We start from the raw sequence: 20,617 nt of genomic DNA on the forward strand, positions 1-20,617 counted from the left end.
ATCGTTATCTTTGAGCGCGGGCGCCTCGCGTTACAGCCCGCGAATTCGTACGGCCTCGGGCGGAAACTCCTGCTCGCCGGCATCGGTCTTGATGGTCGCGCGGCCCCAGATGTCCAGGCCCGCAAACACACCGACCGCAAGCGGCAAGCCGTTGGGAGACACCGCCGCAACCTGGCGGCCCAGCAGCGGCACCATGTCGAAGTACTCGCCCAGCACGGGAGCCAGCGGCCCTGCGGCGCCTTGCGGCGTGTTGGCAACAACCGCCCAGGCGTCCACGCGGGCCAGCACGGCGGCGGCCAGCGTCTCGACCAGCGCTTCGTCAGCCACGTCCACACCAAGCTCGCTCAGCGCCGAACGCTCAATATCCACCGTCACGGCACCGAACATGCCCGCAGCACCGGCACCGCCGTTCACGGCAACACGCGCGAGCGACGTCTCAAACGCAGGCGCACCGCACACGATATCGCTCGGCCACTGGATACCCACCTTACCGGCAAGGCCCAACCCCGGCGTCGAAGCCGTGCCCACAAGCGCGTCCATCATGCCCATAGCCGCCACAAACGGCAGGCCGTGGAAGGCATGCATGTTCACATCGGGGCGCACGACCAGCGAAAACATCAGCGATGCATCGCCCGCGCTCCACGCGCACCAGCCCGCGGACATGCCCTCGCGGCCCGCGTCGCGCGCCGCGTCGAGCTCGGTGCCAGCGACAACAGCATTCATCTCGATCATCTACATACGCCCCAATTCGCCCACGATATGGCCCACGCGGTCCTCGGGCTCCTTGACCTCGACGCCGTTGTAGCGGAAGAACCGCGCCGGGTCGTGCATCAGGTCCTCGAGCGGCACCAGCACAAAATCGCGTTCGCCGATCAGCGGATGCGGCAGGCGCAGCTTTTTGCCGCCGTGGGTCTCGCCGTCCATCCACAGCAGGTCCAGGTCGATGGTGCGCGGACCGTTGGCCTTGGCCTTTTTGGAGCGGTCGCGCCCCAGCTCGGCCTCGATCTTCATAAGCTCGTCGAGCAGCACCAACGGCGCCAGCTCGGTCTTGATCTCGATGACGGCGTTGGCAAACGCGTCCTGGCGCGTCTCGTAGGCAGGCTCGCTCTCGTAGATCTTGGAGGAGTTGGACACGCAGGTGAGTGGAATCTCGGCGATCATCTCGCGTGCGGCGCGGATGTTGTCGCAGCGATGCCCCAGGTTGGAGCCCACGGCCACAAACGCGCGGCGCGGCTGTGGCTTGGCAACCGCCCAGTAGCCGTTTAGGAACTGCGCAAAACCCGCGGCGTCGTGCACGCGCACGATGTTGGCACCGGCCTGGATGGCGCCCAGGCACACGCCAAACGTAGCGGCATCGCGCTCGGCGGCCTCGGTCACGCCCGAGACGGCGCCCACAAAGCGCTTGCGCGACACGGCGCACATGAGCGGATAGCCCAGTGACGCCATCTTGGCAGTCTCGCGCTGGATGACGATGTCCTCGTTAGCCGACTTACCAAAGCCCGGGCCAGGATCGATGCAGATGCGGTCGCGCGACACGCCGGCATGGATGAGTGTGCGGGCCTGGTCAGACAGAAAGCCCATGACGCGGCGCATAATGGGCGCCGAATCGGGCAGGGTGAAGCGGCGGAGCTGCGAGGTGGGCACGTAGGCTTCCTCGCGGCGGGCGCTGCGGCGCATCATGGCGGCCAGACGGTCATTGGACTCCGATGCGGCCTCGGTGGCTGCGGGCGCGGGCGCGACGGTCTCGGCGGCAGCAGTCTGCTCGGCGGCGGGCGTCTCCTGCTCGCTTGCAGGCTCGGACGTGGGCTCCGGTTCGCCAAACGGCAACGAGGGCTGCACCACGCCGCCCGGAAGCTTGGCCTCCGACTTAGGCTCACCCAGCAACTTGCCGCGACGGCGGCGAGCCGGCTTCTCGGCCTCACGCGCGGCCTCGGCAGCCGCCTCGCGCGCCTTCTCGGCAACAAACGCCGCTGCCGAGGTATCGAGCTGCACCGTTGCGTGCGTGCGGGTGGGCGCGGCGACCTCGCCGGCATGCATCACGATGACGCCGCAGGTGCTCGTCTTAACAAACTCGACCATCTTGGGGTCGGTGAAGCCGGTCACGTCGTTGACGATCGAGGCGCCGCAGCGCACGGCCGCCTTGGCAACCGCCACATGACGCGTGTCGATCGAGACGATGGCGCCCTCCTTGGCCAGCGCGCGCACCACGGGCAGCACGCGGCGAGCCTCCTCGTCGGGGTTGACCGGGGTAAAACCAGGGCGCGTGGACTCGCCGCCCACATCGATGATGTCGGCGCCGGCGTCGAGCATCGCTAGGCCGTACTCGATGGCGGCGTCCGGGTCGAAGTGCTCCCCGCCATCGCTAAACGAATCGGGCGTCACGTTGAGGACGCCCATGATGCGCGGACGGTCAAAGCTGAGCTCGTACTTTCCGCACCGCCATGTCTTGCTGTCGTTCGCCATGAACATCCTCCTAAAATGCCCACGCCGCCGAGCTTGGGGAGCTGGCGGCGGGGTCGCTTTGCACTCAGTCTTTCTATTGTATCCGCGCGCGCGGGCTAGAACGCAAACGCGGCCGCGATGTCGCAAGAAATCAGCAGGTCGGCATTTGCATCCTGATCGGTGGGAGCAAGGTTGCATATAGCCAGCGTATCGCCGGTAAAGTAACGCGTAAGGCCTGCCGCCGGATACACCACGAGCGAGGTCCCGCCCACAATGAGGGCATCGGCCGCGGCGATGGCGGCAACGGCACCGGTCAGCACGTGCTCGTCGAGCGGCTCCTCGTAGAGCACTACATCGGGCTTGATGCGGCCGCCGCACGCGGGGCACGCAGGCACGCCCGCGGCGTCCTCGTGCTCGCGCGAGCAAATCCACTCGGCGCTATAGACCGCGCTACACGACTGGCAAATGTTGCGATGGACCGATCCGTGCAGCTCAAACACGCGCCGTGAGCCGGCCATCTGATGCAGGCCGTCGATATTTTGCGTCACCACGGCATTTAGCTTGCCGGCGCGCTCCAGCTCGGCCAGCTTGGTGTGGCAGCGATTGGGCTTGGCGCCAAGCGCGATCATCTTGGTGCGGTAGAAGTCGAAGAACTCGGCCGGATGCGCCTCGTAAAAGCTATGCGACAGCATGGTCTCGGGCGGATAGGCAAACTGCTGGTGATACAGGCCGTCCACGCTGCGGAAATCGGGGATGCCACTTGCCGTGGAAACACCAGCGCCGCCAAAGAAGACCACGCGCTTGTGGGTGTCAAACAGATCCGCCAGCGCGGCGGAGGCCTGCCTGGGGTCCGATATTGCCTGCGTCATATGAGTCCTCCGTCCGTGTCTCCGGGACGGCGGCGTTCGCACTATCACTCGCGGACTCCGCCCCGCTCTTGTTGCGTTAATCTTAAGCCTGCCAACCCCGTCGAAAGGACACCATGCCTCAGACTTACACTTTCGCCTCGTGGAACGTCAACGGCCTGCGCGCCGTGCTCAAAAAGGACCCGAGCTTTATCCAGATCGCGCAAGAACTCGACGTCGATATCCTGGCGCTGCAAGAGACCAAGCTGCAGGAGGGCCAGGTCGATATCGACCTGCCCGGCTATCACCAAACCTGGAGCTACGCCGAGCGCAAGGGCTACTCGGGCACCGCGGTCTTTAGCCGCCAGGAACCGCTGCGCGTACTGCGCGCCGATGCGCTGCTGCCCTACGCCGGCGAGGGCGAGGCGGCCGAGCTCGTCGCCCAAGCCGCAACCGAGGGCCGCGTCTGCGCGTTGGAGTTCGACAAGTTCTGGTTTGTGGATGTCTACACTCCCAACGCGCAAAACGAACTCGCCCGCATCGACGTGCGCATGGCCTGGGATGATGCCTATCGCGGCTTTTTGAGCGCGCTTGAGCGCGAGAGCGGCAAACCCGTCGTGACCTGCGGCGACTTTAACGTAGCGCACGAGGAGATCGACCTTAAGAACCCCAAGTCCAACCGCGGCAACGCCGGCTTTTCGGACGAAGAACGCGGCAAGTTTACCGAGCTGCTCGACGCCGGCTTTACCGATACCTGGCGCACGGCTAATCCAGACGTCGAGGGCGTCTACAGCTGGTGGAGCTATCGCTTTAATGCCCGCAAGAACAACGCCGGCTGGCGCATCGATTACTTCTTGGTAAGTGATTCAATCGCCAATACCGTGCGCGACACCGATATCCGCGGCGACATCTTTGGCAGCGACCACTGCCCCGTCACCCTCACGCTAGAGCTCTAGCCCCAAGTAATTCCTGGGGGACAGAGGAAAACAAATCATGTGACCCCTCTCCCCCTATAAGTTGCGGTGGAATAGTTCCTGTTTGGGCAGCAAATAGCCAAAAACGAGAACTATTCCACCGCAAGTTCGTGAGGGAACGCGAAATGCCTTACAGCCCGTATTTCACGACGACACGGTTAATGCGGCGACACCAAGGCTTGTACAAGGCGGCCAAAAACACGCAGGTCGCAAGGCCGTGCGTAATATCGAACGGCACTGCCGTGGCAAGACGCGCCACGGCACCCGCCCAAGTAAGCGGCTGTACAAATCCAATGATGTCATACGCGTTAATCACGACGCCATAGAGCAAGCCCGACGCAAAACCGTACGCCAGCAGCGCCGGCAATCGCACGGTGCCGTCGGCGCGGTCGAACGCACCCGCGTACGCCAGCGCGCCGCCAACATAGCCAACCAGGCCCCAGGCATACATCTGCCACGGCGTCCACATGCCCTGCCCAAAAAAGAAATTGCTGGTCAGCGCCGCCAGCGCGCCAACCATGAAACCATTGCGGCGACCAAGCGTCGCCCCCGCGATAATGGCGATGGCGCTCACCGGTTTAAAGTCGGGAATGGGCCCAAACAGGATGCGCCCCGCCGCCGCCAGCGCCGCGAGCACCAGCGTGGGCATAATCTGGCGCAAACCCGGACGAGATGCCTCATAACCCGCAAAGAACAGCGCGAGCACCAGCGCCACCACAACCAGCATGGCCAATGCCGCCTGCTCAACGCCCGCTAGCAACGACGCAGCCATCACCGCCGGCACCGCCAACAACAGCGGGATCTCCAGTTTTGCAAGCAAACGCGAGAAACGACAGTCCGTCATCCCATCACGCCCTATAGAACACGTTGTCGGCAAAGAAGTCGGCCGGGGACTCCATGCAGGCAATCTCGCCGTCAAACATCATGGCGACGTCGTCGGCTACCTGCTCGGCAAAGTCCAAATCGTGCGTAGCCATGATGACGGTGCCGCCAGCCTTCGCATGGTCACGCAGGGCGCGGGCGATGGTGCGGCGACTCTCCAGGTCCAAGCCCTTCGTGGGCTCGTCAAGCAGCAGCAGCTCGGGGCCGATCAGCAGCAGCTTTGCCAGTGCGAGCAGCTGGCGCTGTCCGCCCGAGAGGTCGTAGGGGTGGCGCGTCTCCAGGCCGTCCAGCCCCAAGCTCGCCGCGCGCTCCCGCGCCACGGTCTCGTCATATCCGCAGGCTGAAGCCCATTCCATCAGCTCGTCGCACACCGTCTCGGCAACCAGCAATGCTTTGGGATTCTGAGGCAGCAACGCCGCCGAGGCCGCTCCGCGCACCATGCGGCCGCGCTGCAGCTTGGCGGTCTTCGCCAGCACCGAGAGCATCGTCGACTTACCGCATCCGTTGCCGCCCACGATCGCATGCACCGCACCGGCCGAAAACGACGCATCGAGCCCACGCAACACCCAGCCGGACGCTCGATCGTAGCGAAACCAACCTTCCGACAGGGTGGTAGCCGACCCAGCGTGCATTTTTTGGAGTATTCTGCTTCCATCCGTGCGCGAGAAGGCTTCCAAGCCGTTCTCGAGCGACGTTTGCGCCACAAATTCGGACGATTTGTCCAATTCCAAACTTTTTTTCGCGCTCGATACGCCCCCGGGCGGCTCCAGAGAGCCCAAATTGTCCTCACGCCTGCTGAATACTCCGTTTTTTGCACATCGGATGGCACCCCACCCCAACGTGTCATCGGAAAACAGCGATTCTCGGCGTCCCAAAGATGCCATATCCGCCGCCTCGTGCACGCGGCCATCCTCAATCCGGTACGCACACGTCGCGTATTCGAGCATTGGGCGCGGCTGATGCGTCGCCACAACAACCGTGCAGCCCAGCTCGCGATTCACACGAAACAGCGCGTGCAGAAAATTCTTCTCGGCAACGGGATCGAGCTGAGACGTGGGCTCGTCGAGTAACAGCACACGCGGACGCAGCGCCAGAACGGCGGCAAGCGACAGCAGCTGCTTGCGGCCACCCGAAAGCGTATCGGTATCGCGATGAAGCCAGTCCTCCAGACCAAAGAAATAGCTGGTCTCGGCAACACGGCGGCGCATCTCGTCGCGCGCTAGCCCCAAGTTTTCCAGGCCAAACGCCATCTCGTGCCACACGGTTTCGCACACGATCTGGTTCTCGGGATCCTGGAACACATAGCCCACGCGCTCCGCCGATGCCCGCACATCCATGTCGGCGACGTTCTCGCCCAGCACGAGCAGTTCGCCAGTGCGCTCGCCCGCCGGAGCGATCTCGGGCTTGAGTAGCGACAGCAACGTCGACTTACCCGATCCGGTACCGCCGACAAGCAGCGCAAATGCACCTTGGGGAACAGACCAGTCGAGCCCCTCGAGCACCGCAGCATCGGCCCCGGGGTAGGCAAAGCTCAGGCTCCGCACCTCAATCGCCGGCATATCCGGGCCGCACGCCGCGCCTGACACCGGGCCCCTATCCAACCGAGCCATCAGCCGAACCTCTTCTCATCGATCGCATGTAACACACAGGGCAGCACCATCCAGGCAGCGTACACGACATAGCCCAGCCACGGCGCCGGCACCGAAAGCTGCGGGTAAAACGAATACTGCGTTGTCGCGGTCCATGCCACTGCCACCGCGGCGGCACCAAACAGCGCGAGCCCGACCAGCGCGGCAACGTCGCTGCGCCCCAGTCGATACCGCGCGTACGTCGTACGGCGCGACGCAGCACCCCACCCGCGCGAGCGCATGGCATCCGCGCGCTCAAGCGAATCTTCCATGCCCCAGCCCATCAGCACGCTCGACGCCCGCAGGCGCGATCGCACGGGATCGGTGGGCGCACGCCCCGGTACATCAATCGCATCCTGCACCGCCAGTACCGTGCGGCCGCGGCGCAAAAACTGTGGGATAAGCCGCATACACATCGAAATCATGAGTGCGATCACCGGCGCGGCGTTGCCCAACAGTGCAAGCACCTTGTCGTATTCGAGCATCGACGCCGCCGCCTCAAACCACAGCACGCTCGCCACAAACAGCCCGCCCATGCACAGGCCGTAAACCATGCTCTCTAGATACACCGCACGCATGCCAATACGAAACAGCTCCGTCGAACCCGAAGCGCTAAACAGCGGATTGACCAGCGCGATAATCAAAATCACCGACAGCTGCCAGCGAAGCGCCCCCAACGTGCGCGCAGCGCCGCGCGTCGCAAGCCCGTACGCCAGCCCGCCCGCAAGCGACAGCGCGATCAGCACCGGTTGCATCGAGAACATGGTGAGCCCCAGCGTCAACGCCATGTAGAACGCCGGCACCGCCGGATGCGACATCGAAAATGCCGCGACGGGTTCGTTGCCCGATTCCTCTCGCATGATATCCACGGGCGCCCCCGTCCCCTCGCTCAAACGACAGCTTCGCAGCACCGCCAACGCTGCACGCAAGCAGCGCAAACGCCACGCCGGCGGCGCAAGCCTCAACCGCCGCAAACCAATCGTTACGCGCTCAACATATGCCTGCGGTATCATATTGCGCCGTGTATCGTTTCCAAACACACGTCTCTATAACGTAACAGGAGATCACATGGACGCAACCGCAATTATCCTCGCTGCCGGCGAGGGCACCCGCATGAAGTCGAACCACTGCAAGGTTTCGCACAAGATCCTGGGCAAGCCCATGGTCCAGTGGATCGTCGACGCCACCATCAAGGCCGGCTGCAGCCGCGTCGTGGTCGTCATCGGCAGCCACGCCGACGAGATGCGCGCCCTTATCGACGGCACCTACGCCAACAGCGCCACCAAGGTCGAGTGCGTTGAGCAGACCGAGCGCCTGGGCACCGGCCACGCCGTGAAAGTCGCGCTCGAGGCCTGCGGCATCACGCAAGGCCCCGTCGTCGTGCTCAACGGCGACTTGCCCCTCATCACCGCCGACACCGTTGCCAAGTTCGCGCAAACCGTCGCCACCGGCGAGCTCGCCTGCACCGTCATGACCATGACCCCGCCCGACCCCTTCGGCTACGGCCGCATCAAGCTGGGCGCCGACGGCCAGATCGAGCGCATCATCGAGCAGAAAGACTGCACGCCCGAGCAGGCCGCCACGCTGCTGGAGTGCAACGCCGGCTGCTACGCCTTTGACGGCGCGCAGCTCGCCGCCCACATTGACGAGATCGGCAACGACAACGCGCAATCCGAGTACTACCTGCCCGACATGCTCGAGATCCTCAAAGGCCATGGTCAGGCAGTCTCCATCTTCCACTGCGATGACTACCGCGACGGCCTGGGCGTCAACAGCCGCATCCAGCTCGCACAGCTCACCGCCATCGCGCGCGACCGCATCAACGAGCACTGGATGGCCGAGGGCGTTACCTTCATCGACCCCACGCAGGCCTGGATCGGCCCCGATGCCACCATCGGCCGAGACACCGTCGTGTGGCCGCAGACGCATCTGATCGGTCACGTCACCGTGGGCGAAGAGTGCCAGCTCGGCCCCAACAGCCGTCTCACCGACACCACCGTCGGCAGCGGCTGCACCATCGATGAGACCATCGCCATCGAGGCCGTCATCGAGAACGGCGTCGACTGCGGCCCGCGCGCCTACCTGCGCCCGGGCACCCACATGCTCGACGGCTCCAAGGCCGGCACGCACGTGGAGATCAAGAAGTCCACGATCGGCGAGGGCTCCAAGGTGCCGCACCTGTCCTACATCGGCGACACCACCATGGGCTCCGGCGTCAACGTGGGCGCGGGCTCCATCACCTGCAACTACGACGGCGTGCACAAGCACAAGACCGTCATCGGCAAGGACGCCTTCATCGGTTCCGACACCATGATGGTCGCGCCCGCCCAGATCGGCGACGGCGCGCTCGTGGCCGCCGGCTCCGTCATCACCGAGCCGGTCCCGGCCGACGCACTTGGCCTGGGCCGTGCCCGTCAGGTAAACATTGAGGGCTGGGCCGCCGATTACCGCCGCCGTCTGCACGAAGACGACGAGGTATAACGTTTTACCAAGCATCTAAGGAGCTGTTCCCATGGGAGCAGCTCCTTTTTCTATCGTGACCTGCGCAACCGGATGAGTGGTCGGTTCGTGTCCGTTGACGGTAAAGACGTTATCAAGACCCGATTAACCCCGTCGCGCGGTTACAATGCAACAAGGCATCTATATGGCATTCGATATAAAGGAGAAGGGTAATGCCGATTAATGATCCCGAGAAGTCGGAGAATATGCGCAAGTCCATCCGCGTGTATTCCGGTTCCTCCAACCGTCCCCTCGCTCAGAAGATTGCTGAGTACCTTGGGGTCGAGCTTTCGGGCCTTACGCTAAAGCAGTTCGCCAACGGTGAGATTTACGCCCGCTACGACGAGACCGTCCGCGGCGCCGACGTCTTCCTGATTCAGTCCGTGGCCGGCGGCAACGTCAACGACATGCTCATGGAGCTGCTCATCGCCACCGACGCTGCCAAGCGCGCATCCGCCCGCTCCATCACCGCCGTTATCACCCACTACGGCTATGCCCGCCAGGACCGCAAGGCCGGCCCGCGCGAGCCCATCACCGCCCGCCTCGTCGCCAACCTGCTCGAGCGCGCCGGCGTCAACCGCATCATCACCCTCGACCTGCACCAGGGCCAGATCCAGGGCTTCTTCGATATCCCGGTTAACCACCTGTCCGCACTGCCGCTGTTTGGCCAGTACTACAACGACATGCACTTCGACACCGACAACCTGGTTGTCGTCTCCCCCGACGTGGGCCGCGCCAAGGCCGCCAAGAAGCTGTCCGACATGCTCGGCTGCGACCTGGCCATCGCCCACAAGGGCCGTCCGCGCCACAACGCCGCCGAGGTCATGGGCATCATCGGTGACATCAAGGGCAAGACCTGCATCATCAACGACGACATGATCGACACCGCTGGCACCCTGTGCGCCAACGTCAAGGAGCTCAAGGCTATGGGCGCTGGCGACATCTACGTCTGCGCCACCCACGGCATCTTCTCCGGTCCGGCCATCGAGCGTCTGAACGACGCCCCGATCGTCGAGTGCCTCGTCACCGACGCCATTCCCGTCGAGGTCGGCGGCAAGATCAAGACCATCTCGGTCGCCGAGGAGTTCGCTCAGGCCATCTCCGCCGTTTACCACGAGGAGCCCGTCTCCACGCTCGTCGGCGGCGACTTCGCGCTGTAGTCGCATCGTCCTTGCAACCCGGCGCATCGCCGTCGGAACAGAAGAAACCCCCGCGCTCCCCCTTGCTTCGCAAAGGTCGCGCGGGGGTTTCTTCTGTTCCGACGGCTCGCTCTGCCGCGGCCGCGCTTTTGTCTGGTGGGATTTCGCTGAAGCAAAGCCTCGCCTTCGGCGGGCGTGGTAGCCTTTGTCGTTGATTAAACTTTTTATGTAACGGAAGGACAAATATGGCAGCTGCACAGCCGCTTAAGATTCGCATGGTTGCAGGGCTTGGCAACCCTGGCGAGGAATATGCCGAGACCCGCCACAACGCCGGCTTTAAGGCAATCGACGAGCTGGCCCGTCAGGCCGGCGTCACGTACTGGAAAAACCAAGCAGGCGCCGAGGTCGCGCTCATCAATATCAACGATGCTGAGGAAGAGGATGGCAAGCGCCAGATTGTGCTGGTCAAGCCGCAGTCGTACATGAATACCTCGGGCGGCCCCATCTCCAAGCTCTGTCGCGAGTACAAGATCAAGGCCGAGGAGCTGCTCGTAATCCACGACGAGCTCGATATTCCCGCCGGCGACGTGCGTGTTAAGGTGGGCGGCGGCCATGCCGGTCACAACGGCCTGCGTTCCATCATCGACAAGATGGGCAGCCGCGACTTCAGCCGCATCCGCACCGGCATCGGCAACCCTCCCGGCAAGATGGCCGTCGCCGACTACGTTCTTAAGCAGCTGCGCGCCCGCGAGGCCGAGGATTTCCAGGACACCTGCGCCCGCGCGGCCGACGCCGCCGGCCTGGCGATCGTGCACGGCGTGGTTTATGCCCGCGACCATGTCAACGGCGCCGCCTCCGCCAACGGCAAGCACTAAAACCTATCATTTAGGGACAGGTTTATTTTGGCAGGTTTTACCTGCGGAAACGCCCCAGTTGCGGCATCGCAATCAACCGCGCGCCGACATACATGCACAGCACCCCAAAGGGGGCCGGACTCATCACAACCCGAGGCCGGCCCCCTTTGCCGTTTTACCTGATAAAACCGACCAAAATAAACCTCTCCCCCTTTGGTAGGCCAAAGTGGATAAACCCTGCTCCCAACCGCCGAAGACACACGTAAGTGACATGTCCATGAGGGTATAATTTGCACCGTATGTCTGCACAACGCCTGTGCGCGTACGGTTTTATTCGGGCTACCGTCCATTTCCGTGGAGGCACGGTTCGGCGGCCCTAACAAGAGAGGGGTTCTATGTATAAGATCCTGGAGAAGACGCAGTTCTCGGAGAAGGTGTTCAAGTTCCGCATCGAGGCGCCCGCAATCGCCAAGCATGCGCACGCTGGACAGTTCCTCATGGTTCGCGCCAACGAGACGGGCGAGCGTGTCCCGTTTACCCTGGCCGGCTGGAACGGTGACGAGGGCTGGGTCGAGTTCATCTTCATGGTGATCGGCAAGACCACCGAGATGCTTTCCACCTACGAGGCCGGCGAGTCACTGCGCGACGTCGTGGGCCCGCTGGGCGTTCCCACCGAGATGGCCGAGGGCCCCTGCGCCGTCATTGGCGGCGGCGTCGGCTTGGCAATTGCCTTCCCGGTCGCCAAGCACCTGGTCGAGACCGGTCACGAAGTTCACGCCATCATGGGCGCCCGCACCAAGGACCTCCTGCTCATGGAGGACCAGTTCCGCGAGCTCCTCGACGAGGACCACATCCACATCACCACCGACGACGGCTCCTACGGCGAGCAGGGCGTTGTTACCGCTCCGCTGGAGCGCCTGCTGCAGGACAAGGCCGTGAGCCAGGTCTTCTGCGTCGGCCCCGTTCCGATGATGAAGTTCTCGACCCTCACCGCCCAGAAGTACGACACCCCCATCACCGCGTCCCTCAACCCCATCATGGTTGACGGCACCGGCATGTGCGGCTGCTGCCGCGTCGAGGTGGGCGGCGTGACCAAGTTCGCTTGCGTCGACGGCCCCGACTTCGATGCCACCCTGGTCGACTGGGATGACCTTCGTGCCCGCCAGGCCGCTTACCGTTCCGAAGAGGGCGAGTCCCTCAAGGCCTATGAGGAAAAGAGCTGCGCATGCCACTAGTTAACGGTCGTTTCGTTGCCGATATGAAGTCGCCCCGCACCCCCGATAACGAGGAGCCGGCTGCCGAGCGCGCCTGCGACTTCCGCCCCGTCGACAAGGGCTTCACCGAGGAGATGGCGCTGGCCGAGGCCGAGCGCTGCCTCAACTGCAAGAAGCCGTTCTGTGTTGAGGGCTGCCCCGTCAACATCAACATCCCCCGCTTTATCGAACAGATCCGCGAGAAGGACTTCGGCGGCGCTCTCGATACCATCCGCGAGGACTCCATGCTTCCCGCCATCTGCGGCCGCGTCTGCCCGCAGGAGAACCAGTGCGAGGGCAAGTGCATCCGTGGCAAGAAGTCCGAGCCCGTGGCCATCGGCCAGCTCGAGCGCTTCCTGGGTGACCGCCCCGAGCTCGCCTCCACGCCCAAGATGGCCCCCAAGAACGGCAAGAAGGTTGCCGTCGTCGGCTCCGGCCCGTCCGGCATCACCTGCGCCGGCGAGCTCGCCCGCAACGGCTTTGACGTCACCGTCTTCGAGGCATTCTTCACCGGCGGCGGCGTGCTGGTCTACGGCATCCCCGAGTTCCGTCTGCCCAAGGCGGTCGTCAAGCGCGAGATTGACGGCCTGGAGGACATGGGCGTCAAGTTTGAGTACAACTCCGTCGTGGGCAACATGGCCACGGCCGAGGAGCTGTTCGAGCAGGGCTTCGACGCCATCTACGTGGCGACCGGCGCTGGCCTGCCCAAGTTCCTCAACGTCCCCGGCGAGAACCTGCCCAACGTCTTCTTCGCGAACGAGTACCTCACCCGCGTGAACCTGATGAAGGCCAACAAGTTCCCCGAGTACGACACCCCCACCAAGCACGGCAAGAACGTCGTTGTCTTTGGTGGCGGCAACGTGGCTATGGACGCCGTCCGTACCGCCAAGCGCCTGGGCGCCGAGCACGCCATCATCGCCTACCGTCGTACCGAAGACGAGATGCCCTGCCGTCGCGCCGAGCTGCACCACGCTAAGGCCGAGGGCGTCGAGGTTCTGCCGCTCGTCTCCCCGCTCGAGTTTGTCGCTGGCGAGGACGGCTCCGTGTGCGCCGTCAAGGTCCAGAAGATGGAGCTCGGCGAGCCCGACGAGTCCGGCCGTCGTCGCCCGGTGCCCATCGAGGGCGCCATCGAGGAGATTCCCTGCGACGTCGCAATCTCGGCTATCGGTACCAACGCCAACCCCTTCGCAAAGAAGATCGGCGGCAAGATGGAGCTCAACAAGTGGGGCTACATCATCGCCGACGAGGAGACCGGCCAGACCACCGATCCCCGCATCTGGGCCGGCGGCGACATCGTCACCGGTGCCGCTACGGTCATTCTGGCGATGGGCGCCGGCAAGAAGGCCGCCGCTTCCATCACCAAGAGCCTGCTGGGCGAGTAATCACCCTCAACGCTAGCCATCAAACGGCAAAGTCCCCGTCGAGCACACGCCCGGCGGGGACTTTTTCTATGCCGATCGCCCGACCACCACGATGGGGACAGGCACCTTTGTGGTGGTTTTGGTCAGCTAGCCTTCGAGCTGTGCCACCTTGTAGCGGTAGGCAGCGGCGATAACGTCTTTACAACCCTCGCGGCCCAGCTTGGCGCGGTTGACGACGATGTCCTTGCCGCTCGTCATCTTCCACTTACCGGCACTGTAGCGCTTATAGAACGCCTCGCGCGCCTTCTGCTGCTGTTTAACCAACTTGGCGCCCTTCTTTTTGTTGAGGCCGCGCTTTTTGCGCACGATCTCGACGCGGTCCTCAAAGGGAGCGGTCACCAACACGGCAATGTGGTTGGGGTTGTTACGCAACAGGTAATCGGACAGACGACCTTCGATAATGCAGCTCTCGGTCTCGCCCAGATCCAAAATCACCTGGCTCATCTTTTGGAACAACTTATCCGAGTACGAACGCGCATCGTAGCGGTCGGGCAGAAACGCCATGTTCTCCACGGCCAGACGCTCATCATAGGCGGCCATCTTGTCGAGCGACTCGCCCGCGCGCAGCGACGCACGCACCAGCAGCTCGTTATCGTACAGCGGAATCCCCAACTCGTCGGCAAGCATGCGACCAATCTCGTGGCCCTCGGCGCCAAAGTCGCGCGCGATGGTAATGACCACAGGATTCTTCTTGTTCTCCAGATCGCTCATCGCGATTCCTTTCTAACAAATGAGAAATAGGCGATTCCTGATTCTCATTTTGTCACTTACGACCGTCCTGGTTTCCCAAGTGCGGCAGATTGCCCCGAAAGAGGAGCGCCGCGTACTAAATGTACGCAAGCGACGATTGAGGGGCAAGATGCCGTGCTTGGGGAAGCAGGACTACGCTGCCACAATACGACGTTGATACGCTCGGACCAGCAGCGAGATACCAAAGTTGAGTACAAAGTACATCGCAAACACCAGGCCGTAGAGCATAAGCACCTGCGACAGGTCGATCGCGTGGGCCATCACGACGTTTGCCGTGTACATGAGCTCGGCCACGTTAATGCCCGAAAGATACGAGCTGTCCTTGATGACGGTCGTGCACTGGCTAAACAGCGCCGGAATGATCGTCTTAAACGTCTGCGGCAGAATGATGTAGCGCATGGTGGCAAAGAAGCCAAAGCCCTGGCTCTGCGCTGCCTCAAACTGGCCGCGCGGAATCGAGTTGAGGCCGCCGCGCACAATCTCAGCCATAACAGCGCTGGTAAACAGCGTAAAGGCGATGGTCGAAATCACAATGTCCAAACCCTGCACCGTAAAGTAGATAAAAAGGATCCACAGCAGGTTCGGCGTGCAACGGAACAGCTCGATATAGGCACTCACCAAAATACGGAACGGGCGGGGCGCATAGCTTTTAACAAGCGCCAGCACCGTGCCAAAGATGAGCGAGAAAAAGATCGACAGCGCCGAGATCTCGATCGTCTTAACAAAGCCGCCCCAAATGTAGAGCAGGTTGGTCGCGTTGAAGATTTCCATGCGCTAGGCCTCCTCTACGTTGTCGAGCCCCAGCTCGGCCAGGCTCACACCGCGCGGACGCTCCTTGGAGCGGCGCTCGAGCCACTGCACCAGTATGGCGAGCGGAAAGCAGATGATGAAGTACATAAGGCAGCAGACGATGTATCCCTGCAGGTAACCGTACAGACTCACAAAGTTGTCGGAACGGTACATAAGGTCGCCGCCGGCCACAAGCGCCAGCACCGACGTATTCTTGACCAGGTTGAGCGCCTGGTTGCACAGCGGCGGCAGAATGATCTTGAATGTCTGGGGCAGTACGATGTACCAGTACGCCTGCGCACGGGTGAAGCCCTGGCTCTGGGCCGCCTCCATCTGACCGCGCGGAACCGCCTCGATACCAGTGCGGATGACCTCCGAAATGTAGGCCGCGTGATACAGACCCACGCCCAAGAAGCCCAGCACGAACGGCGCGATGCGCACCGGCTGGTCGGCACCGGTTATGGCCTGCAAAAACTGCGGACCGGCCATGTACATAAAGAGCACCTGCACGGGCAACGGGGTGTTCTGGTAAAACTCCACGTACACGCGGCTTATGGCGCGCAGCACGCGCGAGCGAGTGGTAGAGAACACGCCCAGCAGCGTGCCCAGCACCAGCGACAACAGCAGGCCGGCAACGACCACTTGCAGCGTCACGCCAAAGCCCTCCCAGAAGGGCCCCATATTTTGAAATGTCGTCGACCAACGGTCGGCGTCAAATAATCCTTCGAGCATTTGATTCCTTCCTTGGACGATGCGCCTATACAAGACCCCAGGTCTTGACCTCTTGGTCGAGCCAGCCGTCGGCCAGGCGATCGCAAATCACCTGATCGACCACGGCCGAAAGGTCGCAGCCCTTCTTGGTCGCCACGCCGTAGCCCTGCTCGCCAAACTTGACCTCGGGCTGCAGCAGCTCAACGGTCTCGTTCATGTAACCGGCCAGCGTGGAGCGGTCCATGGCAAAGACGTCGATATTGCCGGCGTCGAGCGAGCTCTTGATGATGGGATAGCCGCTAAAGGCCCTAAACTCTGGCTTGCAGCTAAAGCCGTTGTCCTTGATCATCTGCTCGATCAGGCCCTGCGTGGTAGCACCCTGGCTCACGCCGATGACCTTGCCGTCCAGATCCTCAATCGAGGTAAAGCCCGAACGCTTCTTGACCATGAGCCCCACGTAGTCGGTGCGGTACGGCGTCGAGAAATCCCAGCTCTTCTTGCGCTCGTCGGTGATGGTGTAGGTCGCCGCGACCACGTCGAGTTGGCCGTTATCGATCAGCGGGCCGCGTGTCTTGGGCGTTACGTCGGTAAACTCGACAAGCTCCTGGGCGCGGGCCTCCTTGTAGCTCACGCCAAAGACGGCAGCGGCGATCTGGTAGCACAAATCGACTTCCATGCCCTCAAAGCGGCCCTTGGCGGTGTCGTAATAGCCATAGCCGGGAACGTCCTTCTTAACGCCGGCATTCAGATGGCCACGCGACTTGATGGCCGCAAGCTTGGACCCCTTGTCGGAACCCTCGCCGCCGGCGGAGTTGCCGCAACCGGTAAGCGCGGTCCCCGTCAGCGCGAGCATGCCGGCGCCCGCCAGCTGCAAAAAGTGGCGGCGCGACACGGCCGCCCTCGTCATATCCGTCATGTCCATCACCGCGCCTAGTGCAGAATCTTGGACAGGAACTCGCGGCAGCGCGGGTTCTCGGGGTTATCGAAGAAGTGCTCGGGCGTGCCCTCCTCCAGAATGCGGCCGTCCTCCATAAAGATGACGCGGTCGGCCACCTGACGCGCAAAACCCATCTCGTGCGTCACGCAGATCATGGTGATGTCCTCCTGCGCGAGCTCAATCATAACGTCCAGAACCTCCTGGACCATCTCGGGGTCGAGCGCCGAGGTCGGCTCGTCAAACAGGATGATGGGCTGCTTGGTGCACAGGGCACGGGCGATGGCGATGCGCTGCTGCTGACCACCCGAGAGATTCTGCGGATACTCGCCGGCCTTATGTGCCATGCCGACGCGCTTGAGCGCAGCGATGGCGATCTCGGTCGCCTCCTCCTTGCTCTTCTTTTGCAGCTTGATGGGCGCGAGCGTCAGGTTGCCGAGCACCGTCATGTTGGGATACAGGTTGAACTGCTGAAACACCATGGAACTATACTTGCGAGCCATCTCCAGGTGATTCTTTTTGGTGAGCGGCGTACCGTCGATGACGACCTCGCCCGACGTGGGCTCCTCCAGATAATCGACGCAACGGATGAGCGTCGACTTACCCGAGCCGGAAGGCCCGATCATTACGAGCTTCTCGCCGCGCTTGACGGTGAGATTGATATCTTTGAGCACATGCAGGTCGCCAAAGTACTTGTTGAGATGCTTGATCTCGATCATGTCTGCCATGAATGTCCCTTCCCTGCGTTTACACGAGTTGAACTATTGTACGGAAAGAACCGCGTTTCCGCAGCCCACACTACATTCCCGTAAAGAACCCGCAACCTTCCACCCACTCATTGGGGACAGGCTTAAATGAGTACCCACCCATTGGGCACTCATTTAAGCCTGTCCCCAATGAGTGCCCAGCCCAGCAAAAAGGGGCGCGACCATGACGGCCACGCCCCTCAACATCAACTATGTACCGCTCGGCCCCTACGCAAGCTTTGCGCCGACGATCTTTGCTGCTGCCGGCTTATCGAAGTTGCCGCCGGTGGCCTTGCCCAGAGCACCCATGACCTGGCCCATCTGCTTCTTAGAGGTCGCACCCAGCTCGGCGATGACCTGCTCGATCAGAGCCTCGAGCTCCTCGCCCGAAACCTGCGCGGGCAGCAGGCTCTCCAGAATCTTGACCTGCTCGGTCAGGTTGTCGGTACGCTCCTGGTCGGTACCGGCCTTAATGGACATCTCCAGCGTCTCGCTCGTCTGCTTAATCAGACGCTTGATCATGCTGTTGACGTCTTCCTCGGTCACGTCGCGGCGCTCGTTAACCTCGATATTCTTCACCTCGGCCTTGACCTGGCGAATGATAGACAGGCGAACCTTGTCCTTGGCCTTCATGGCCGCAATCATTTCCTTCTGCAGCTCTTCGTTGGTCATCTGCAAATCCTCCTCAATAGCGTGGGCGGCACCCGCACGAGCGCCGCTCCATGATTACTCAGTCGTCGACGAATCGTCGGTCGAACTCTTGGTGACGCCCTTCAGGCTGACGTTGTACGGCACGTCCTTGGGCATGGGGTTAACGGTGATGTCGGCATCCTTCTTGTACTGCTCCAGCCACTCGCTGTACGCGGTGCTTGCCGCCTGCGTCTTCACAACGTTGGAGACGTACTTCTTGATGTCCTTGGGCACCTGCTTAATGTCATCGACCTGATTATCGACATGGAAGTAGTCGGTGCACTTGATGATGTGATAACCATAGGTCGACTCGACGACGTCGCTCACATCGCCCTTGTTGAGCCCCTCGAGCGCCGCCTGGTAGCTGTCGACGAAGGTGGTGAGCTTGTCCCAGCCCACATCGCCCTTCTTATCCTTGGAGCCGGTATCGTCGGAGTACTGCTCCACGGCATCCTCAAAGCTCAGCTCGCCGGAGTTGATCTTGTCCAGGCACTCCTGCGCCTTGGCCTTGGCGGCAGCCTTGTCCTCGTCAGATGCGTCGGAATCAACCTTGATCAGGATATTCGACGAACGACGGGCGTCGTTGTAGTTGGACAGGTTCTCATTGATGTAATCGACAATCTCGCTGTCCTTGGGCTTGCTGGTGGGTGCCACGGCATCCTTGAGCTTCTGCTGCGCCAGGCTCTCCTTGAGCGAATCCTTGTAGGTGTCCTCGGTGTAGCCGTAGGTCTTAAGCGTCTTCTTAAAAGTCTTGGCGCCGCCCGCGCTCTTGCACGCGCCCTTCCAAGCCTTCTCGACCTCCTCGTCCGAGACGGTTACGCCGTTTTCCTTCTGCGCCTGCTGAAGCAGAATCTGCTGCGCGTAGGAGTCGATGAGCTGTTTGCGATACTTCTTGGGCGTGAGGTCGTTGTCGACCAGGTACTGCGCCCAGTCCTTGTCCTTGGTGTAGCCATAGGACGTGCGCATGCTCATGATCTGCTTGGTCACGGTGTCCTCGGTGAGGTTGGTGCCGTTGATAGTGGCAGCCACGCCACCAGTAAGCTTATAGCCCGAGCTGGCACTTTCGGTCTGTGACATCAGGCCGGAGCACGCCATGGCCGAGACGGAAAGCAGCATCGCCAGCACGCCGATGACCACCAGGACAATCTTGACGGTCTTGGACACATAGGTCTTGCGCTGCTTCTTGCGAGAGCTGGAGGCGGCGCGAGCCTGTTGCTCGGGCGTCGGCGTGACCTCGGGGTTCTTTTTCTTATTTGCCATGTTTGGCCTTTCGCATCACGAATCGAACAAACGCCATTGTGTCACAACGCAGCCCCCGCGGCACACCTGGTGCATGGGGGACAGGTTAATCTGCACCATTTTGGTGCAAAGGGGACAGGTCTGGCAGTTGGCAGTTAGGGACGTTCCTTTTCTGCCGGCAGATGGAGACTGTCCCCGGCTGCCGGCAGTCCCCCAGTGCCGGCCTTAAAAGTGTCGACGGATGGCGTCGACCATGTCCTGCTGCGTGGTTTGGCCGAGTACATCGGCTGCAGCGTCGGCATCCATAAAGATATTCATGAGTGCCTGAAGTGCCTCGACCTGACCGCCCGGCTCGGCAATGCCCAGGTTGATGATGATCTGCGCCGGCACGGGGGCGCCCATGCCCGCCATCGCGTTAAACGTCACAGGTGTGGCAGGCTTTACCACCGCGATATAGGGCTTGGCCACAAATCCCGGATCGGTATGCGGAATGGCGATGTTTGCCGCCGGCATAGCGAGACCCGTGGGATAGGCGTCCTCACGTGTGCGAACGGCGTCGAGCCAACCGGGCGCAATGTAGCCACGCGGAGCGAGCTCGCCCTCGAGTCGCGCAAACACCTCATCCGGCGTCGCACACTCCCAATCAAAAAACACCAGCTCAGGCGTAAACAATGCTTCGTTATCAGCCATGGGCCCACCTCTCTCACCTAGTCACCTGGGACGTTCTTAAACGACTAGTCATTCAAGAACGTCCCCAATGACTAGTCGTTTAAGAACGTCCCCAATGACTACCTAAAACAAAGGGTGGCCACTTGCGCCTT

At 62.1% G+C, this 20,617-nt stretch carries 20 protein-coding genes; 6 read left to right on the forward strand and 14 right to left on the reverse strand.

Annotation, left to right across the window (positions count from 1 at the left end; translation table 11 throughout):
* Positions 1 to 30: 30 nt before the first annotated feature.
* The 3 genes from AAAX32_RS03685 to AAAX32_RS03695 form a co-directional block, all read right to left on the reverse strand.
* On the reverse strand, positions 31 to 732 hold the full coding sequence (locus tag AAAX32_RS03685; RefSeq protein WP_349100035.1) for a hypothetical protein: 702 nt from the start codon (positions 730 to 732) through the stop codon (positions 31 to 33).
* Positions 733 to 2,463, reverse strand: coding sequence for a dihydropteroate synthase (gene folP / locus AAAX32_RS03690; protein ID WP_349100036.1), 1,731 nt, complete (start codon positions 2,461 to 2,463; stop codon positions 733 to 735).
* A 95-nt stretch (positions 2,464 to 2,558) separates the two neighbouring features.
* Complete coding sequence (locus tag AAAX32_RS03695) at positions 2,559 to 3,311, reverse strand: NAD-dependent protein deacylase (protein ID WP_161115243.1); 753 nt, start codon at positions 3,309 to 3,311, stop codon at positions 2,559 to 2,561.
* Positions 3,312 to 3,424: 113 nt separating this feature from the next.
* On the opposite strand from AAAX32_RS03695, the gene AAAX32_RS03700 reads away from it, so the two are divergent.
* Positions 3,425 to 4,243 (forward strand): exodeoxyribonuclease III, encoded by an 819-nt coding sequence (locus AAAX32_RS03700; RefSeq protein ID WP_349100037.1) that lies wholly within the window; start codon positions 3,425 to 3,427, stop codon positions 4,241 to 4,243.
* A gap of 148 nt (positions 4,244 to 4,391) precedes the next feature.
* Here AAAX32_RS03700 and AAAX32_RS03705 read toward each other — a convergent pair whose 3' ends face one another.
* From AAAX32_RS03705 to AAAX32_RS03715, 3 genes are read right to left on the reverse strand one after another with little or no spacing between them, the layout of a single operon-like run.
* Positions 4,392 to 5,105, reverse strand: a complete 714-nt coding sequence (locus AAAX32_RS03705) for a DUF6580 family putative transport protein (RefSeq protein WP_349100038.1) — start codon at positions 5,103 to 5,105, stop codon at positions 4,392 to 4,394.
* Positions 5,106 to 5,109: 4 nt separating this feature from the next.
* Positions 5,110 to 6,702 carry an ATP-binding cassette domain-containing protein gene (locus AAAX32_RS03710; RefSeq protein ID WP_349100039.1) on the reverse strand — a complete coding sequence of 531 codons (1,593 nt, stop codon included), beginning with the start codon at positions 6,700 to 6,702 and terminating at the stop codon, positions 5,110 to 5,112.
* A gap of 50 nt (positions 6,703 to 6,752) precedes the next feature.
* Positions 6,753 to 7,631 (reverse strand): energy-coupling factor transporter transmembrane component T, encoded by an 879-nt coding sequence (locus AAAX32_RS03715; protein WP_349100078.1) that lies wholly within the window; start codon positions 7,629 to 7,631, stop codon positions 6,753 to 6,755.
* A 208-nt stretch (positions 7,632 to 7,839) separates the two neighbouring features.
* Between AAAX32_RS03715 and glmU the strand changes: the two genes are divergently transcribed.
* From glmU to gltA, 5 genes are all read left to right on the forward strand, one after another.
* Positions 7,840 to 9,252 (forward strand): bifunctional UDP-N-acetylglucosamine diphosphorylase/glucosamine-1-phosphate N-acetyltransferase GlmU, encoded by a 1,413-nt coding sequence (gene glmU / locus AAAX32_RS03720; protein ID WP_349100040.1) that lies wholly within the window; start codon positions 7,840 to 7,842, stop codon positions 9,250 to 9,252.
* 191 nt (positions 9,253 to 9,443) lie between these two features.
* Positions 9,444 to 10,430 carry a ribose-phosphate pyrophosphokinase gene (locus tag AAAX32_RS03725; protein WP_022094252.1) on the forward strand — a complete coding sequence of 329 codons (987 nt, stop codon included), beginning with the start codon at positions 9,444 to 9,446 and terminating at the stop codon, positions 10,428 to 10,430.
* A 224-nt stretch (positions 10,431 to 10,654) separates the two neighbouring features.
* A complete protein-coding gene (gene pth / locus AAAX32_RS03730) occupies positions 10,655 to 11,284 on the forward strand; it encodes an aminoacyl-tRNA hydrolase (RefSeq protein ID WP_349100041.1) in 630 nt (209 codons plus the stop codon).
* Between the two features lie 374 nt (positions 11,285 to 11,658).
* Positions 11,659 to 12,498, forward strand: coding sequence for a sulfide/dihydroorotate dehydrogenase-like FAD/NAD-binding protein (locus tag AAAX32_RS03735; RefSeq protein ID WP_006235793.1), 840 nt, complete (start codon positions 11,659 to 11,661; stop codon positions 12,496 to 12,498).
* Positions 12,489 to 13,898, forward strand: a complete 1,410-nt coding sequence (gene gltA, locus AAAX32_RS03740) for an NADPH-dependent glutamate synthase (RefSeq protein WP_342996874.1) — start codon at positions 12,489 to 12,491, stop codon at positions 13,896 to 13,898. The genes AAAX32_RS03735 and gltA overlap by 10 nt, the downstream gene beginning before the upstream one ends.
* Before the next feature lie 126 nt (positions 13,899 to 14,024).
* Here gltA and AAAX32_RS03745 read toward each other — a convergent pair whose 3' ends face one another.
* From AAAX32_RS03745 to AAAX32_RS03780, 8 genes are all read right to left on the reverse strand, one after another.
* On the reverse strand, positions 14,025 to 14,648 hold the full coding sequence (locus AAAX32_RS03745) for a cytidylate kinase-like family protein (RefSeq protein ID WP_055251542.1): 624 nt from the start codon (positions 14,646 to 14,648) through the stop codon (positions 14,025 to 14,027).
* Between the two features lie 171 nt (positions 14,649 to 14,819).
* A complete protein-coding gene (locus AAAX32_RS03750; protein WP_055285379.1) occupies positions 14,820 to 15,458 on the reverse strand; it encodes an amino acid ABC transporter permease in 639 nt (212 codons plus the stop codon).
* Positions 15,459 to 15,461: 3 nt separating this feature from the next.
* The gene (locus tag AAAX32_RS03755; protein WP_022094217.1) at positions 15,462 to 16,208 is read right to left on the reverse strand and encodes an amino acid ABC transporter permease; all 747 of its coding nucleotides are present in this window, start codon (positions 16,206 to 16,208) and stop codon (positions 15,462 to 15,464) included.
* Between the two features lie 25 nt (positions 16,209 to 16,233).
* Positions 16,234 to 17,109, reverse strand: a complete 876-nt coding sequence (locus tag AAAX32_RS03760; protein WP_195239944.1) for a transporter substrate-binding domain-containing protein — start codon at positions 17,107 to 17,109, stop codon at positions 16,234 to 16,236.
* 8 nt (positions 17,110 to 17,117) lie between these two features.
* The gene (locus AAAX32_RS03765; protein ID WP_022094215.1) at positions 17,118 to 17,849 is read right to left on the reverse strand and encodes an amino acid ABC transporter ATP-binding protein; all 732 of its coding nucleotides are present in this window, start codon (positions 17,847 to 17,849) and stop codon (positions 17,118 to 17,120) included.
* 246 nt (positions 17,850 to 18,095) lie between these two features.
* The gene (locus tag AAAX32_RS03770) at positions 18,096 to 18,539 is read right to left on the reverse strand and encodes a GatB/YqeY domain-containing protein (RefSeq protein WP_006235801.1); all 444 of its coding nucleotides are present in this window, start codon (positions 18,537 to 18,539) and stop codon (positions 18,096 to 18,098) included.
* Positions 18,540 to 18,593: 54 nt separating this feature from the next.
* Positions 18,594 to 19,817, reverse strand: coding sequence for a peptidylprolyl isomerase (locus AAAX32_RS03775; protein WP_349100042.1), 1,224 nt, complete (start codon positions 19,815 to 19,817; stop codon positions 18,594 to 18,596).
* Between the two features lie 204 nt (positions 19,818 to 20,021).
* On the reverse strand, positions 20,022 to 20,486 hold the full coding sequence (locus tag AAAX32_RS03780; RefSeq protein ID WP_349100043.1) for a PTS sugar transporter subunit IIA: 465 nt from the start codon (positions 20,484 to 20,486) through the stop codon (positions 20,022 to 20,024).
* Between the last annotated feature and the right edge of the window lie 131 nt (positions 20,487 to 20,617).

This window comes from Collinsella sp. CLA-ER-H3, assembly GCF_040092425.1.
Lineage (GTDB): Bacteria > Actinomycetota > Coriobacteriia > Coriobacteriales > Coriobacteriaceae > Collinsella.

Bases quoted from the DNA above. Each gene is read 5' to 3' on its own strand.
- folP (WP_349100036.1), bottom strand. From the start codon at position 2,463: ATGGCGAACGACAGCAAGACATGGCGGTGCGGAAAGTACGAGCTCAGC.
- AAAX32_RS03695 (WP_161115243.1), bottom strand. From the start codon at position 3,311: ATGACGCAGGCAATATCGGACCCCAGGCAGGCCTCCGCCGCGCTGGCG.
- AAAX32_RS03710 (WP_349100039.1), bottom strand. From the start codon at position 6,702: ATGCCGGCGATTGAGGTGCGGAGCCTGAGCTTTGCCTACCCCGGGGCC.
- AAAX32_RS03725 (WP_022094252.1), top strand. From the start codon at position 9,444: ATGCCGATTAATGATCCCGAGAAGTCGGAGAATATGCGCAAGTCCATC.
- AAAX32_RS03685 (WP_349100035.1), bottom strand. From the start codon at position 732: ATGATCGAGATGAATGCTGTTGTCGCTGGCACCGAGCTCGACGCGGCG.
- pth (WP_349100041.1), top strand. From the start codon at position 10,655: ATGGCAGCTGCACAGCCGCTTAAGATTCGCATGGTTGCAGGGCTTGGC.
- AAAX32_RS03700 (WP_349100037.1), top strand. From the start codon at position 3,425: ATGCCTCAGACTTACACTTTCGCCTCGTGGAACGTCAACGGCCTGCGC.
- AAAX32_RS03750 (WP_055285379.1), bottom strand. From the start codon at position 15,458: ATGGAAATCTTCAACGCGACCAACCTGCTCTACATTTGGGGCGGCTTT.
- AAAX32_RS03760 (WP_195239944.1), bottom strand. From the start codon at position 17,109: ATGGACATGACGGATATGACGAGGGCGGCCGTGTCGCGCCGCCACTTT.
- AAAX32_RS03765 (WP_022094215.1), bottom strand. From the start codon at position 17,849: ATGGCAGACATGATCGAGATCAAGCATCTCAACAAGTACTTTGGCGAC.
- AAAX32_RS03735 (WP_006235793.1), top strand. From the start codon at position 11,659: ATGTATAAGATCCTGGAGAAGACGCAGTTCTCGGAGAAGGTGTTCAAG.
- AAAX32_RS03705 (WP_349100038.1), bottom strand. From the start codon at position 5,105: ATGACGGACTGTCGTTTCTCGCGTTTGCTTGCAAAACTGGAGATCCCG.
- AAAX32_RS03755 (WP_022094217.1), bottom strand. From the start codon at position 16,208: ATGCTCGAAGGATTATTTGACGCCGACCGTTGGTCGACGACATTTCAA.
- AAAX32_RS03775 (WP_349100042.1), bottom strand. From the start codon at position 19,817: ATGGCAAATAAGAAAAAGAACCCCGAGGTCACGCCGACGCCCGAGCAA.
- AAAX32_RS03715 (WP_349100078.1), bottom strand. From the start codon at position 7,631: ATGCGAGAGGAATCGGGCAACGAACCCGTCGCGGCATTTTCGATGTCG.
- gltA (WP_342996874.1), top strand. From the start codon at position 12,489: ATGCCACTAGTTAACGGTCGTTTCGTTGCCGATATGAAGTCGCCCCGC.
- AAAX32_RS03745 (WP_055251542.1), bottom strand. From the start codon at position 14,648: ATGAGCGATCTGGAGAACAAGAAGAATCCTGTGGTCATTACCATCGCG.
- AAAX32_RS03780 (WP_349100043.1), bottom strand. From the start codon at position 20,486: ATGGCTGATAACGAAGCATTGTTTACGCCTGAGCTGGTGTTTTTTGAT.
- AAAX32_RS03770 (WP_006235801.1), bottom strand. From the start codon at position 18,539: ATGACCAACGAAGAGCTGCAGAAGGAAATGATTGCGGCCATGAAGGCC.
- glmU (WP_349100040.1), top strand. From the start codon at position 7,840: ATGGACGCAACCGCAATTATCCTCGCTGCCGGCGAGGGCACCCGCATG.